The organism is Mesobacillus sp. ABV4_180 (assembly GCF_056158485.1).
In genome coordinates this window covers 3,380,603-3,396,021 of the sequence record NZ_JBSWTJ010000001.1, presented here as the reverse complement: position 1 = coordinate 3,396,021, position 15,419 = coordinate 3,380,603, and the positions used below count along the sequence as shown (strand labels likewise).

Annotated in this window: 14 protein-coding genes and 1 other annotated feature; of the genes, 12 read left to right on the top strand and 2 right to left on the bottom strand. The window is 41.4% G+C overall.

The window, feature by feature from the left end; all coding sequences use genetic code 11:
- The first annotated feature begins 277 nt into the window (after nucleotides 1-277).
- The 8 genes from ACXAEA_RS17410 to ACXAEA_RS17375 all read left to right on the top strand — a co-directional run bounded on the left by ACXAEA_RS17410 (nucleotide 278) and on the right by ACXAEA_RS17375 (nucleotide 8,467).
- The gene (locus ACXAEA_RS17410) at nucleotides 278-997 is read left to right on the top strand and encodes a DUF2268 domain-containing putative Zn-dependent protease (RefSeq protein WP_475097122.1); all 720 of its coding nucleotides are present in this window, start codon (nucleotides 278-280) and stop codon (nucleotides 995-997) included.
- Between the two features lie 179 nt (nucleotides 998-1,176).
- Entirely contained in the window at nucleotides 1,177-2,199 is a 1,023-nt protein-coding gene (locus ACXAEA_RS17405; protein WP_475097121.1) for an ABC transporter ATP-binding protein, read from the top strand.
- Nucleotides 2,199-3,185, top strand: a complete 987-nt coding sequence (locus ACXAEA_RS17400; RefSeq protein WP_475097120.1) for an ABC transporter ATP-binding protein — start codon at nucleotides 2,199-2,201, stop codon at nucleotides 3,183-3,185. The genes ACXAEA_RS17405 and ACXAEA_RS17400 overlap by 1 nt, the downstream gene beginning before the upstream one ends.
- Before the next feature lie 43 nt (nucleotides 3,186-3,228).
- Nucleotides 3,229-4,950 carry an oligopeptide ABC transporter substrate-binding protein gene (gene opp4A / locus ACXAEA_RS17395; protein WP_475097119.1) on the top strand — a complete coding sequence of 574 codons (1,722 nt, stop codon included), beginning with the start codon at nucleotides 3,229-3,231 and terminating at the stop codon, nucleotides 4,948-4,950.
- Nucleotides 4,951-4,984: 34 nt separating this feature from the next.
- Nucleotides 4,985-5,950, top strand: coding sequence for an oligopeptide ABC transporter permease (gene opp4B / locus ACXAEA_RS17390; protein ID WP_475097118.1), 966 nt, complete (start codon nucleotides 4,985-4,987; stop codon nucleotides 5,948-5,950).
- Nucleotides 5,951-5,961: 11 nt separating this feature from the next.
- Nucleotides 5,962-6,870, top strand: coding sequence for an oligopeptide ABC transporter permease (gene opp4C, locus ACXAEA_RS17385; RefSeq protein ID WP_475097117.1), 909 nt, complete (start codon nucleotides 5,962-5,964; stop codon nucleotides 6,868-6,870).
- Between the two features lie 550 nt (nucleotides 6,871-7,420).
- Complete coding sequence (locus ACXAEA_RS17380) at nucleotides 7,421-7,639, top strand: YuzI family membrane protein (protein WP_475097116.1); 219 nt, start codon at nucleotides 7,421-7,423, stop codon at nucleotides 7,637-7,639.
- 81 nt (nucleotides 7,640-7,720) lie between these two features.
- Entirely contained in the window at nucleotides 7,721-8,467 is a 747-nt protein-coding gene (locus ACXAEA_RS17375) for a DUF3603 family protein (protein WP_475097115.1), read from the top strand.
- A gap of 75 nt (nucleotides 8,468-8,542) precedes the next feature.
- Here the strand turns inward: ACXAEA_RS17375 and trpS are convergent, their stop codons facing one another.
- Nucleotides 8,543-9,532: a tryptophan--tRNA ligase gene (trpS, locus tag ACXAEA_RS17370; protein WP_475097114.1), complete on the bottom strand. Its 990-nt coding sequence runs from the start codon at nucleotides 9,530-9,532 to the stop codon at nucleotides 8,543-8,545.
- Between the two features lie 89 nt (nucleotides 9,533-9,621).
- Nucleotides 9,622-9,848: a binding site (T-box leader), on the bottom strand.
- Nucleotides 9,849-9,920: 72 nt separating this feature from the next.
- On the bottom strand, nucleotides 9,921-10,280 hold the full coding sequence (locus tag ACXAEA_RS17365; RefSeq protein WP_475097113.1) for a DUF3899 domain-containing protein: 360 nt from the start codon (nucleotides 10,278-10,280) through the stop codon (nucleotides 9,921-9,923).
- Nucleotides 10,281-10,553: 273 nt separating this feature from the next.
- Here ACXAEA_RS17365 and ACXAEA_RS17360 point away from each other — a divergent pair, with 273 nt between their 5' ends.
- The 4 genes from ACXAEA_RS17360 to ACXAEA_RS17345 all read left to right on the top strand — a co-directional run bounded on the left by ACXAEA_RS17360 (nucleotide 10,554) and on the right by ACXAEA_RS17345 (nucleotide 15,399).
- Nucleotides 10,554-12,248: a peptide ABC transporter substrate-binding protein gene (locus ACXAEA_RS17360; RefSeq protein ID WP_475097112.1), complete on the top strand. Its 1,695-nt coding sequence runs from the start codon at nucleotides 10,554-10,556 to the stop codon at nucleotides 12,246-12,248.
- Between the two features lie 140 nt (nucleotides 12,249-12,388).
- Nucleotides 12,389-13,318 (top strand): oligopeptide ABC transporter permease, encoded by a 930-nt coding sequence (gene opp3b, locus ACXAEA_RS17355; protein ID WP_475097111.1) that lies wholly within the window; start codon nucleotides 12,389-12,391, stop codon nucleotides 13,316-13,318.
- Nucleotides 13,318-14,346, top strand: coding sequence for an oligopeptide ABC transporter permease (opp3C, locus tag ACXAEA_RS17350; RefSeq protein ID WP_475097110.1), 1,029 nt, complete (start codon nucleotides 13,318-13,320; stop codon nucleotides 14,344-14,346). The genes opp3b and opp3C overlap by 1 nt, the downstream gene beginning before the upstream one ends.
- Before the next feature lie 18 nt (nucleotides 14,347-14,364).
- Nucleotides 14,365-15,399 (top strand): ABC transporter ATP-binding protein, encoded by a 1,035-nt coding sequence (locus tag ACXAEA_RS17345; RefSeq protein WP_475097109.1) that lies wholly within the window; start codon nucleotides 14,365-14,367, stop codon nucleotides 15,397-15,399.
- Nucleotides 15,400-15,419: the final 20 nt, after the last annotated feature.

Genomic DNA, 15,419 nt, shown 5'->3' with positions numbered 1-15,419 from the left:
GCCACATGGATGGTTACATTACTGAACACATTAATCAGCGCGTTTTAATTTTCGTATTCAGGAATTTTAGCATGAACGAGATTTTTTAAAGCCAGGTATTCCTGGCTTTTTGTATTTGTTGGGAAATTTCCTGGAGTGTTGTGAAAACTTTTGAACCATTGGCCACAAGCTACATAAAATAGCTGTAAATAATCATCTTTGGAGGGAAGGCAATGGGATAGTACGGACAGATGAATGGCTTGAAACAGATTTTAACAATCCAAAGAAGATATGTGAGATGCTGCTTGATCATTTCAAGGGAGAAAGGGAATCTGAAAAAATATATAGCTATTTAAAGAATTTTGGCATGTACAAGCCGGACCGCAGAAGCAAAAAGGTTTTCGAACAGCTGAAGTCAGAAAAGTTCTGGGAGAAAACAGAAAAAATCTATCGTAAATATAAAAAGAAATGGTCAGGCCCTGACATTCCCATCTTCATTTTTCCGATGGATCAATCGAATACAAGACTGATGAGGGAAGGGAAGGGCAAATCAGGGGTTTCTTTTATGGATAAAATGTTCTTATTCCTGACTCCACTTTCTGATGAAAAAGAGCTCGAGGCTTTGTTTGTCCACGAGTACCATCACGTATGCCGTATGAATGGGCAGAAAAAGAATCCTGCAGATTATACACTATTAGATTCGATAATTTTAGAAGGGCTGGCTGAACATGCCGTTGCCGAAAATTGCGGTGAAAAATATACCGGGGAATGGAGCAGGCGTTATTCGACAGAAAACCTGGCTGAATTTTGGAACAAAGATCTCTCTGATAAGCTGAATATTAAAAGAAATGACAGGGAACATGACCAGATTCTGTTCGGTTTAGAAGGTCGGCCGAAGCTATTGGGATACGCAATAGGCTATGAAATTGTAAAACATTTTAAGGAAAGTAGAAATTTTTCTGAAAAAGCATCCTTTGCTATTTCTGCTAAACAATTTGAAAAGTTTATAAAATTTTAACATTTACCAAGTCCCTAGAAAGCCCTTTTAATAAAGGGTTTTTTTATATGTTTGAAAAATTATAAATTTCCCAATTGAAAAAAAAGTATTGCAATTGTAATAAAACTGTAATAACATTTTATTAAAATATATTGAATATGCAGAATATTTTATTATTTAAAATGTGAGAAGGTGACTTAATGAGCAACTATTCAATACATAAAGAAGCACCTTTGCTTGAGGTCAAGAACCTGGAAACTGCTTTTAATATTGATGGTGAGTTTTATAACGCTGTTGATAAAGTCAGTTTTTCTGTCAAACCAAGACAGATTGTCGGGGTTGTTGGCGAATCGGGGTGCGGAAAGTCAGTAATGAGCCTTTCAGTCATGCAGCTGCTTCCGAAAGGCATCGGAAAAATCCGTGGAGGCGAAATTCTTTTCGAAGGCAAGCATCTGGAGCAACTATCTGAAAAAGAAATGAACAAGATTCGCGGCCGTGATATCTCAATGATCTTCCAGGAACCAATGACATCGATGAACCCGGTATTCACGATTGGATTCCAGCTTCAGGAGGTTTTGTTTAACCACACAAAAATCTCAAAAGCAGAAGCAAGGCAAAAGAGTGTTGCATTGCTAAAAAGCGTAGGGATATCACGACCGGAGAAAATCGTCGATGAGTACCCGCACCAGCTTTCCGGAGGTATGAGGCAGAGGGTCATGATCGCTATGGCAATTGCCAATCAGCCAAAGCTGTTAATCGCGGATGAACCTACAACTGCATTGGACGTAACAGTACAAGCCCAGATCCTGGATTTGCTGAAGAGCATCCAGGAAGTAAATGATATGTCAGTAATCATGATCACCCATGATCTTGGCGTCGTAGCCGAGATGTGCAATGAAGTCATTGTTATGTATGCGGGCAGGATCGTGGAACGTGCAGATGTCGATACTCTTTTCTACAACCCGAAACATCCATATACAGAATTGATGATGGGAGCCATCCCGAAAATGGATGAGGATAAGGAAGAGTTAAGCTCAATCAAGGGGATTGTCCCATCGCTTAAAAACATGCCAGCAACCGGTTGCCGATTCGCGAACCGATGCCCGAAAGCAATGCCTGAATGTACAAGCATCACCCCTCTGCTTGGAGAGGTTGAACAGGGACATGAAGTGGCGTGCATTCTATATGAAGCAAGTATGCCAAAAGAAGGAGTCAAGGCATAATGAGCAATTCAACTTTAGTAGATAAAGAGAATTTACTGGAAATAAGGAATCTGAAAACCTATTATCCTGTCAAAGGCGGTTTCTTCCGCCGTACGATTGGAAATGTCAAAGCGGTTGATGATGTATCATTCGAAATCAAAAAGGGTGAAACATTAGGGCTTGTAGGGGAATCAGGCTGCGGTAAATCGACTACAGGAAGAACGATCATCCGCCTCTTGAATGCTACAGAAGGGGAAGTCCTTTTTGAGGGTAAGGATATCACAAAGCTCAGGGGCAAATCCTTGCAAGAGATACGCCAGGACATCCAGATGGTCTTCCAGGATCCATATGCATCTCTGAATCCAATGCAGATGGTTGGCGATATTGTCTCTGAACCGATCAAGAACTTTAAAAAGGTCGACTCAAAGGCTTTAAAAGAAGAGGTAATGGATTTATTAACAAAAGTAGGTCTTCCTGAAGATGCTTATTATAAATACGCCCATGAGTTTTCTGGCGGACAGAGACAAAGGATCGGAATCGCCCGGGCACTGGCGCTGAGGCCAAAGCTTATCATTGCAGATGAGCCTGTATCAGCACTTGATGTTTCCGTGCAATCCCAGGTTCTGAATCTATTGAAACAGCTGCAGAAGGAATTCGATCTTACTTTCTTATTTATCGCTCATGACCTTAGTGTCGTTAAGCATATGAGTGACCGGATCGGCGTAATGTACCTCGGCAACATGGTTGAAATTGCCGAACGAAACAGCATGTATGCTGAGCCGCTCCACCCATATACTCAGGCTTTGATTTCAGCCATCCCTATGCCGGATCCGCGCAGGAAGAAGGAAAGGATCGTTCTTGAAGGAGATGTTCCGAGTCCAATGAACCCTCCTACTGGATGTCCATTCCATCCTCGCTGTCCAGCAGCGATGGCCGAGTGTTCCCAAGTGAAGCCAGCTTTAAAGGAGGTGAAGCCAGGACACCAGGTTGCTTGCCACCTTTACTAGGGCAATAATTTTTACAAAATATAAGAAAAATGGGGGGAAAACCATGAAAAAACCATTGCTTTGGCTAGCTATGCTAGTATTGGTTTTATCGACATTCCTTGCTGCGTGCAGTGGAGGAGACAAAGAAAAGACATCAAATGAACCGAAAGACAACGACAAAGACAACGCTGCAGAAGAAACAGGACCGCAAGATGGCGGTACATTGACTTACGCTTTAAGTTCTGAATTCAAAGGCCTTTTGAACTGGAACTTCTACGATGCTGACGGAGACGATGACATCATCGCATTCTTCGACGATGCATTGATCGATTATGATGAAAACCTTAAGGCTCAGCCAAACATCGCAAGCTGGAAAACGGATGACAACAAGGTTTTCACATTCACATTTGAAAAAGGCGTTAAATGGCACAATGGCGAAGAACTAACAGTTAATGACTGGGTATTCGCTATCGAAACAATCGCTACTCTTGGTGGAGAACACCAGCGTTGGTCTAACGTTAACACTATCGAAGGAGTTAAAGAATTCAACGAAGGAAAAGCTGACAAGATCTCTGGTCTTGAAGTTGTTGATGACTATACTTTAAAAATCACTTTTGACAAGGCTCGTGTAAACAACCTTGACAACGTTTGGGCTTATCCTCTTTCTAAGAAGGAATTCGAAGGAGTTGCTCCTAAGGACATGGCTGCTTCTGAACAGGTTCGCACTAAGCCTGTAGGAACTGGTCCGTTCAAAGTAACAAAAGTTATCCCTGGTGAATCAGTAGAGCTTACACGCAATGAAGACTACTGGAAAGGCAAGCCTCATATCGAAAAGATCATTGTTAAAGTTATCGACAGCTCACTTACAACTGGAGAACTTAAGAATGGAACGCTTGACATGACTCCATTCCACCCAACAGTTCTTCCTGAAATCGAAGCTCTTGATAACGTAGAAGTAGTAAAATTCCCTGGCTTATCTTACTACTACATCGGTTTCAAACTTGGTAAGTACGATGGCAAGAAAAACGTAATGGATAAAGACAAGTACGGAAGCAAAGAATTGCGTCAGGCAATGCTATTCGCTATCAACCGCGAAGAGTGGGTTGATGCTTTCTTCAGCGGATTAGGCAAGCCGCTTAACCGCCCAATCCCAACTGCACACTGGATTGCAGCTGATAACAAAGATATGCCGATCCAATACGAATACAACCCAGAAAAAGCGAAAGAAATCCTTGACAAAGCTGGATATGTGGATAAGGACGGAGATGGATTCCGTGAAGATCCAAAGGGCGAAAAGTTCACTGTTAAATTCTCTCACTACGCAACTGGAAACCCAACATTCGAAGCACGTGCAAAAGCTATGACTCAGTACTGGGAAGCTGTTGGCCTAAAGTCTGAGCTTCAAATGACTGACGTTAACCTTTACTACGATCAACTTGAAAAAGACGACCCAGCTCTAGAAGTATTCTATGGCGGATGGGGAACTGGTGCAGATCCAGATCCACTACCACTTTGGGGTGTTGAATCTGTATGGAACTACCCACGTTGGGTAAATGACGATGCTCAAAAACTTCTTGAAGATGCTGTTGACCTAGAAGTTGTAGGTACAGACACAGAAAAGCGTAAGCAGCTATATGCTGACTGGCAGAAGATCTTCAACGAAGAAGTTCCTGCACTTCCAATCCTTGAGCTAGAAGAAGTAATGGCTGTGTCTAAGCGCGTACAAGGTGTTAAGTACGATGTTTCTGGACAAAATTCACCTCATGAGTGGTGGATCAAGCAATAATTAAGTACCACCTATTCAGTTAAGGAGAATGCATATGCTTAAATACAGTTTACGACGCATACTCGGCATGATACCTATGCTTTTCCTTATCTCTGTTGTAGTGTTTTCCCTGGCGAAACTTATGCCAGGGGACTCACTCAGTGGGGAAATCGATCCGAACAATACGGATCCGGAATACATAGAAGAGATGCGCGAGAAGCTCGGTTATAATGATCCAATCCACATTCAGTATTTCACATGGATCTCAAACTTCATGCAAGGGGATTTCGGGAAATCGACCCGTTACAAAATTCCAGCTAGTGAAATCATTGCAGAACGTTTGCCTAATACTATTTTTCTAGGATTCTCAAGTATTTTTATTACTTATATACTTGCATTCATCATGGGTATATATGCCGGCAGAAAGCCATACACTCTCGGTGATAATGCCATAGGTACGGCCAACTATATAGGTTTGGCACTTCCTTCATTTGTTGCAGGGGTGTTCGCAATCTATTTCTTCTCATTTAATTTAGGCTGGTTCCCTTCAAATGGTTCTGTTGATATTTCAACAACGGAAGGCTCTGCCGCATATTGGATTAGCAGGCTTCACCACGTATTTTTACCAGCAGTTGTTTTAGGTTTATTGAGTACTGCAAGCTATACGCAATTCTTGCGTAATGACATTATAGAAAATAGCCGCAAAGATTTTGTAAGAACAGCAAGAGCAAAAGGTACACCAGAAAGAAAGATTTACAACAAGCACATTCTAAGGAATTCCGTCATTCCGCTTGTTACATTCCTTGGTTTCGATATCGTCAACTTAGTCGGTGGCGCAATCATCACCGAAACGATTTTCACTTATCCAGGAATCGGTCAGTTATTCCTGAACTCGATCAGTCAACGAGACTTTCCAGTTCTTATGGCATTGACAATGATGTTTTCATTCCTGACTCTTTTTGGAAACCTGATTGCAGACATACTATACGGAATCGTTGATCCAAGGATCAGGCTTGATTAAGGAGGATGGCCATGGAAATTTCAACAGCAAAAAATACACAGATTAACCTGAGGCCGGAAAAAGGTTTGTCTCCTTGGGCCATCGCTCGAAGAAAGTTTGTCAAAAACAAATTAGCCATGACAAGCCTGATTTTCTTAATATTCGTAGCAGTTGTCTCTTTCTTGGCTCCATACATCACAACCATTGATATCACGAAAATCAATATCGGGTCCATGTCGCTTAAGCCATCTGCTGAGCACTGGCTGGGAACAGATAAAAATGGACGTGATGTTTTCACTAGATTGCTATATGGCGGCCGAGTATCGCTCTTAGTCGGAATTAGCTGTACCGTTTTTGTTATCTTGTTTGGTACAATTGTCGGATCGATCGCCGGTTACTTTGGCGGTATTGTCGACAGCATGCTGATGCGCTTCACTGATTTCGTCCTGAACTTCCCATTCCTTGTATTCGTTATCGTATTGGCGACAATTTTTCATGGAAAAGTAAATGGATTGGTCATTTTGATCATGGTAATCAGCTTACTTAGCTGGGGCGGAGTTGCGAGGATTGTCCGAAGCAAGATTTTGGCAGAAAAAGAGAATGAGTACATTCTTGCTGCGATTTCAATCGGCTGCTCACCATTCAAAGTCATCACACAGCATTTGATTCCTAACGTCCTTTCCACAATCATCGTACAGGCAACAATCCTGTTTGCCTCCATGATTGTAGCAGAAACAGGATTAAGCTTCTTAGGATTTGGTGTCCCATCCGAAATTCCGAGCTGGGGTAACATGCTTGCATTCGCAAATGAACCAGACGTATTACAAGGAAAGCCGTGGATCTGGATTCCGCCAGCCCTTGCCATCACATTGACGATTTTATCAATTAACTTCGTTGGTGAAGGCCTGAAGGACGCATTGAATCCAAGATCACGCCGTTAAAAAATCTACCATATAAAGGTAGATTTTTTATTTTGTCGATATTTATTGGAACGGTGAGTTTACCGTAAGAGGTTCCTCAGGTAGCCGGCAATGTCTGAAGTAGCATCAGGTTCGGACAAGAAAGCAGCTGATCTCGTTGGAAATGTGCGAAGTAGGTATGGGTTCGGACAAAAAAACAAGTGCGCTAGCTCGTAATGTCCGAAGTAGCATCAGGTTCGGACAAAAAAGCAGCTAATCTCGTTAGAAATGTCCGAAGGAGGTATGGGTTCGGACAAAAAACCAAGTGCGCTCGCTCGTAATGTCTGAAGTAGCATCAGGTTCGGACAAAAAGCAGCTATGATCACCCGAATTGCACAAAGGTAACCCCAGTAATAATTCAAAAAGTAATTGGAATGATGAAACCGTGCTAAATTCAACTAAGAAGTGAAAATAATTTAGATATCTCGCTGTACTTTCTCACCAACTTACTTCATATGTATATAAAAAAATGGACAGGCCGGGGTGAGGGAAGTGTGTTATGTAAAATTTATAAGTGAATTGGTTCAATCTGATGATTTTTAGATTACTTGTTTTGACAATTGGATTTGGGATTGCTGTTTCGGGTGGAATAAGCACGATTGCTTATTTGAATATGATTATAGTCGGGCATGGCGTGGAAGAGTATCTTTCGTTCATTGCTGGAAGGATAGAATGCTACCTGTTGCCGGCTGGGATTGGAATCATATGGCTTAGTATTTATTGGCCCCATAATAATGAAAATGAAAATTGATCTTCCTTTAAAGGAATAATTTTACTTATTGCTGCCCATACTGATGGACAAACAGTTTCTTGAAGTGAGGGGTTATATATCATGTTGTATCTTCATGATGTCTGGGTAAACTGGTTCGAAGGGGAAGAGAACGGCTATAATGTCTGCCATTTTCACGAATGGCGCAAGGACGATGGGGTAGAACTTCTGGATCAGGTGCCGCTTCTGAAAATTGACCATCTGCTATTTAATTACATTGAAAATGATTTATCAGAGTTGCCTCAACAGCTTCTTGATGACATTTACCGCAAGGCATACTTGAGGAAGAACCATGAACGTACACAGCTTGATTACTGTTTCGTTGTTTCAGATGGTACAGGGATCCTGGCTGTTGATACAATTGGCTATAATATCCCGATTCGAAAGAGCCGTCTGATTCCGCGTCAGGAACAGCTGGTGTATGAAATGATCGAAAACCAGGATATCATTCAGTACGGATTCAATGACCAAACTGCTCTGAAGGATTTTCATATTTTATCGCCTTCTCCGGATTTAATGCGGGGATTGACGCGAAAGGAAAGACAATTGAAGCAATTGTTGTTCATGGCGATGGATCAGCTTAATTCTTCGAAAAACGTAGCAGAAGTCCGATACTGGTTCACTGAATGGAAACCAGAATTATATGAAGAAATACAACGCCGCTCGTTTGAAGATGTGTGGGAACAATTATATGAAGAAACTAAGTTCGGCTGGTCAGGAAAGCATGAGAAATTCTGTGAAAATTTAATAAAAGGACAGGCATTCTTCGAAAAACTGTGGGAGATGGAGCACGGTCCAAAAGTAAATTAGGAGCTGAGATCAATCAGCTCTCTTTTTGTGCGTAAGCATGAAAGAAGCTGACCTGAAAGTCAGCTCTTATTATGCTTATTTTCTTTTGCGGCCTAGCCCCATCGCATTCTCCATTTTTTTGACCATTTTGTTCGCGACATGGTTGGCTTTTTCAGCACCACGGTCGAGAATTTCATCAAGTTCTGGAGAATCGATCAATTCAAAGTATTTTTTCTGGATCGGTTCAATGACATCAACAACAACCTTCGCAAGGTCAGCTTTGAAATCTCCATATCCTTTTCCATCATATTGTGCTTCAATATCAGCAACTGGCATGCCTGTTAAAATTGAATAAATAGATAACAGGTTAGAAATTCCAGGCTTATTCTCTTTGTCATATTTCACGATTCCTTCAGAATCGGTCACAGCGCTTTTGATTTTCTTTTCAATTTGTTTTGGATCATCCAGCATCGAAATGAATGCCTTGCTGTTTGGATCTGACTTGCTCATTTTTTTCAATGGATCCTGCAGTGACATTACCCTTGCCCCAACCTTGGCAATCCGTACTTCAGGAATGGTAAAAATGTCATTGTATTTCTTGTTGAATCGTTCAGCAAGATCCCTTGTAAGTTCAAGGTGCTGCTTCTGGTCTTCACCGACAGGCACAAGATCCGTTCCGTAAAGAAGGATATCAGCTGCCATAAGTGGCGGGTAGGTTAAAAGTCCAGCTGAAACAGCTTCTTTCCCATGTGATTTATCCTTGAACTGGGTCATTCTTTCGAGTTCGCCGATATAGGCGACACATTGCATCATCCATCCCGCCTGAGCATGTGCCTGAACTTCCGACTGGATGAAAAGAGTAACCTTTTCAGGATCAATGCCGGAAGCAATGTACAACGCTGCCAGGCTCTTAATATTTTTGCGAAGCTGCATTCGGTCCTGAGGAACAGTAATCGCATGTTGGTCAACAATACAGAAATAACAATTATACTCATCCTGCAATTCCGTGAATTGCTTCATTGCGCCAATGTAGTTTCCGAGTGTAATGGTACCGCTTGGCTGAATACCGGAAAAAATAGTTTGCATGTAAAACGCCTCCTGTAAATAAGTAAATATCGTACTCTTTCCATATAAACTGGGGAAAAAGCATAAAAAAGACCATTCGTCCCTACATCAGTAGGGACGAATGGTCCGTGGTGCCACCCTAATTACTCAATAATGAGTCACTTTACCCATGCCGATTAAGCATGGATTCCTTTAACGCAGGAATTACGCCTGGCTCTACTAAAATTCAAACCAGAAGCTCAAAAGTCCATTCCAAATGCCAGGCTGTTTGTTCCCACCACCCACAAACTCTCTGAAAGCCTTAAACAAGTGTACTATTCTTCATCATTGCTTTTATGAAGCATTAAGATTTATTAAAAACGATTATAATCAAATATCTGTCAATTAGCAAGGGACGACAGCTGATTTTTTACAGGTAATATACATATAACGCAGAAAGCATCAGGATGAAATCCAAAAGTCCAGTGATGAGCAGGGGATGGGCATTGAATGTGATCATCTCGGATAATGGTGTCATCTCTTCGAAAGTCTTCTTTTTTTCTTCCTTGCCTGCAAAGACTGTGCGGAAAGAATAGGACATCGTATCAAAGAATCCTGAATTAACTGTGTATAGCAATAAGGATGAAAAAAGCAGAATACTTGCTATATAAAAAGAAATATTAATATAGTTGAGCAAAGAAAGTCCATGATAATAGATAAGAGATAGAACTAAAACGAACGTTTGCGATCCTAATACTCCAATAAAAATTTTCCCAACTCTTTTACTCATTTTTCTATTTCTCCCTTAAATTGTTATTTCATAAAAGCAATTTTCCGCATATACCGTCCAAATAAATCAAATATTACATTGGAAATTACATTGATTTTATAGAAGAAACGCTTATAAGTCACCATTATAACACATATGATTAAGGAAATTTATTACTATTGTTTCAAAGTTGTAAATTTTTCTCGTAAAAATATTGAACATTTAAATTAATCTATGTATAATAGGGAATGTAAAAAGTTTTCAGAAAACAACAAAAAAGAGGGGGACATAACTTTGAAAAAGTCGAAATTTTCATTGCTTTTAGTTTTGACTCTAGTATTCTCTCTATTTCTGACTGCATGCAGCGGAGATAAGAATACTGGAAAAGAGGAGCCTGGTGACGAAGGTACAACAGGCGAAGAAACTGCTAATGTACCACAAGAATTAAGAATGTTGGATTCTTCTGCGATTCCAACTATGGACACCGTTCTTGCTGAAGGTTCTACAAGTTTCACTTACATAAACAACGTAGGTGAAGGTCTTTACCGCCTTGACCAGAACCACAAGCCAGTTCCTGCCCTTGCAGATGGCGAGCCAGAAATCAGCGATGATAACCTTGTTTACACTTTCAAACTTATTGATTCAAAATGGTCTAACGGAGAGCCTGTAACAGCTCACGATTTCGTTTTTGCATGGCAGCGCGCAATCGACCCTAAGACTGCTTCTCCATATGGTCCATACATGATGGGCGGCAAAATCAAGGGTGCAGCAGAAATTACAGAAGCTGGATCTAAGGAAAAGCCTTACGATGTAACTACACTTGGCGTTAAAGCTCTTGACGACAAGACTTTAGAAGTAACTCTTGAAAAGCCAATCGCTTACTGGCAAGACCTTTTCGCTTTCCCAACATTCTATCCTCAAAACCAGAAGTTTGTTGAAGAGAAAGGCGAAGCTTTTGCTAGCAATGCTGAAAACTTACTTTACAACGGTCCATTCGTAATGGAAACTTGGGAGAGCACTGACGCGGAAGAGTGGGTACTAACAAAGAACCCTAACTACCACAATGCTGATCAAGTTAAGCTTGAAAAAATCACTGTAAACGTAGTAAAAGATTCTAACTCTGCTGTAAACGCTTTTGAAGCTGGCGAAACAGATATGACTGGATTACTTTCTTCTGACATCGTTCCTTCTTACGAAGGCGACGATCGTATGCTTAGCTGGATGGAAGCTACTGTATTCTGGATCAAGATGAACCAGAAGAATGAAGCTCTTGCTAACGTAAACATCCGTAAAGCAATTGCAATGGGCTTCAACAAAGAAGACCTTGCTGCTAGCATCCTGAACAACGGTTCAGTTGCTGCAAACTACTTTGTACCAAAAGACTTCGTAACACTTGACGGTGAAGATTTCCGTGAAAAGCACGGCGACCTAGTTACTTTCAATGCTGAAGAAGCTAAGAAAGCTTGGGAAACTGGACTTAAAGAACTTGGCGTAGATAAGTTAGAACTTCGCTACCTTGGTGGAGACACTGAAGCAGCTAAGAAGACTGATGCTTACATCAAGAACCAATTAGAAACTAACCTTCCTGGTTTGACAATCAAGCTAGAAAGCGTTCCTTTCGCAGTACGTCTAGAGCGTGACAACGCTATGGATTATGATCTACAATTCGCTGGATGGGGTCCTGACTATGGTAACGCGTTATCATTCACTGACCTTTGGATCACTGACGGCGGAAGCAACAGAATGGGTTACTCTAATCCTAAGTACGATCAGTTGATCAAAGATGCTCAAGGCAAGCTTGCAACTGACGAAAAAGCACAATGGGAAGCACAGCAAGAAGCTGAAAAAATCATGGTTGCTGAAGACTTTGGTCTAGCACCAGTTTACCAGCGTGCTGCTAATATCCTTCTGAACCCGAATGTTAAAGGTCTTGCGATCTACAACTATGGTCCTGACTACTCATTCCAGTGGGTAACAATCGAAGAATAAAAACTGAAGCAGGTTTCTTATTTCAGAGTGTAATAATTCTGATGATAGAAAGAGAGTATATCTAGATATACTCTCTTTTTCCCTGTATGGCATTTGTCGAATAATAGGGAAAATTGAAACAATACAGGAGGTGCACAGATATGGCAAAATACCTGTTAAAAAGGGTATTTTATATGTTTTTGACTCTTTTCATCATTGCGTCCCTAACATTTTTCTTAATGAAAGTTATCCCAGGTACGCCTTTTGCTAGTGCGAACAAATTGGGTCCGGCACAATTGGAAATCATGAAAGCGAAATATGGTCTTGACCAACCGGTTCCTGTTCAGTATGCCAAGTATATTGGAAACCTGCTGAAAGGTGATTTAGGTGTTTCCTTTCAGTTTAACAACAGGTCTGTTACGGACATGATGGTCAATCGTCTTGGGCCATCCATGCAGTTAGGAGCACAGGCGTTGGTATTTGGAACAATTGTCGGTGTTTTACTCGGAATATTTGCGGCATTAAGACAAAATACTTGGGTTGACTATAGCTCAACCTTTATAGCTGTATTAGGTAAATCCATTCCAAACTTCGTGTTCGCTGGATTACTGCAATATTATATAGGGGTAAAACTTGGCTGGTTCCCGGTACTGTTCTGGCGAGGGTTTGAGTATACAATCCTTCCAACTATAGCTCTATCCATGCTGCCGATCGCTATCGCTGCCCGTTTCATGAGAACGGAAATGATTGAAGTATTAGGGTCGGACTATATCATGCTGGCAAAAGCTAAAGGTGCGAGTTTCTTTGAGATTGCGTTCAAGCATGCTTTAAGAAATGCGCTTATCCCGTTGGTAACAGTTTTAGGACCTTTGGCAATCTCATTGATGACGGGTTCTCTGGTAATTGAAAAGATTTTCGCGATTCCTGGCCTTGGAGAACAATTCGTAAAATCTATTACACTCAATGATTACCCTGTTATCATGGGTACAACCATTTTATTTGCTGCATTGTTTGTAGTTATCATCCTTGTTGTGGATATTCTTTATGGCATTATCGATCCACGTATCAGGCTGTCTGGAGGTAATAAGTAATGGCTGACTTAGACGCAAAAATTCCAAAAGATCGTTTTAGGCCGGCAGAAATCGATTCGGCCAAGAGCGAGGAAATTAACAAGCCAAGCTTAACCTTCTGGCAGGACGCCTGGATGCGCGTCCGTAAAAATAAAGGTGCGCTTGTTAGCTTAATTGTAATGGCTTTAGTTATCATAATGGCATTCTTAGGGCCATTAATCTCTGGTAGAGAATTTGACACACAAAAAGTAAGTCATAACAATTTACCACCTAAAATCCAAGGACTGGAAAACATTAGTTGGCTCCCATTTGATGGTGTAAAGACCAATAAGGCTGGTAAAGAGATCGATATGTATGAAGTGAAAAAGGTAGACGAATATTACTGGTTCGGTACCGACGCTTTAGGACGCGATTTATTCACACGTGTCTGGAAGGGTACGCAAATCTCCCTTTACATTGCTCTTTTGGCCGCGGTCATTGATATGATCATTGGTGTTGCTTATGGCGCGATATCTGGATATTACGGTGGCAGACTGGATAATGTGATGCAGAGGATTACCGAAGTCCTTGTAGGTATTCCTACGATGATTGTTGTTATTTTGATGATCCTTGTTATGCAGCCAGGCATTATTTCCATTACTGTTGCCTTGACGATTACTGGTTGGGTAGGTATGGCCCGTGTGGTACGTGCCCAAACGCTCAAGCTTAAGGAACAAGAGTTTGTACTCGCTTCTAAAACTCTTGGGAACAGCGATGGCAAAATCATCTCTAAACACTTATTGCCAAACCTTGCTGGTGTCATCATCATCAACACTATGTTCACGATTCCGAATGCAGTTTTCTTCGAAGCTTTCTTAAGCTTCATTGGACTTGGTCTTCAGGATCCTTACGCATCACTTGGTACGTTGATTGATGAAGGCTTTAAAGTTCTCAGATTGCATCCACATGAGATGATAATTCCAGCTGTTATCATCAGTATCATCATGATTACGTTCAATATGCTGGCAGACGGATTGCGCGATGCGCTTGATCCGAAAATGCGCGATTAAAGGGCAGGTGAATGTATTATGGAAAACATTTTAGAAGTTAAGGATTTAAATATTTCCTTCCATACATTTTCGGGGGAAGTTAAAGCAATCCGCGGTGTGAATTTTGAACTGAAAAAAGGGGAAACTCTTGCCATCGTTGGTGAGTCTGGTTCAGGGAAGTCTGTAACAACTAAAGCGATCATGAGATTGCTTCCTACTGGGAATTCCGAAATCAAGCAGGGCGAAATCTTGTTTGAAGGCAAAGATTTGACAAAATTGACTGACAGACAAATGCAGAAAATCCGCGGAAAAGATATTTCAATGATCTTCCAGGATCCAATGACTTCATTGAACCCAACAATGAATGTTGGCAAACAGATCATGGAACCACTGATCAAGCACCAAAACATGAGCAAGTCTGCTGCAAGAGAAAGAGCATTGCAGCTATTAAAACTTGTAGGCATTCCAAAACCAGAATTAAGAATCAAGCAATATCCGCATCAGTTTTCAGGCGGTATGAGACAGAGGGTTGTCATCGCCATCGCTCTTGCATGTAATCCTAAGGTTTTGATTGCAGATGAACCGACAACGGCTTTGGATGTGACAATCCAGGCACAGATTCTGGAACTGATGAAAGATTTACAGCAAAAAATCGATACGTCCATTATTTTCATCACGCATGACCTTGGTGTAGTTGCTAACGTAGCTGACCGAGTTGCCGTTATGTATGGTGGGAAAATCGTTGAAATTGGCACGGTGGATGAAGTGTTTTACAATCCGCAGCACCCGTATACTTGGGGACTGATCAGTTCAATGCCAAGTCTGGATGCCAAAGAAGAAGAGCTTTATGCAATTCCTGGAACGCCGCCAAACCTGTTGCACCCTCCACAGGGAGATGCGTTTGCGCCGCGTAATGAATATGCAATGCAAATCGACTTAGAAGAGCAGCCTCCAATGTTTAAAGTTTCTGATACTCATTACGCTGCTACATGGCTGTTGCACCCAGATGCTCCTAAGGTAGAACCACCGGCAGCTGTGAAGAGCAGAATGCGCAAATTCACGGGCGCGAAATAACTGTAGGAGGAGGACTGGCT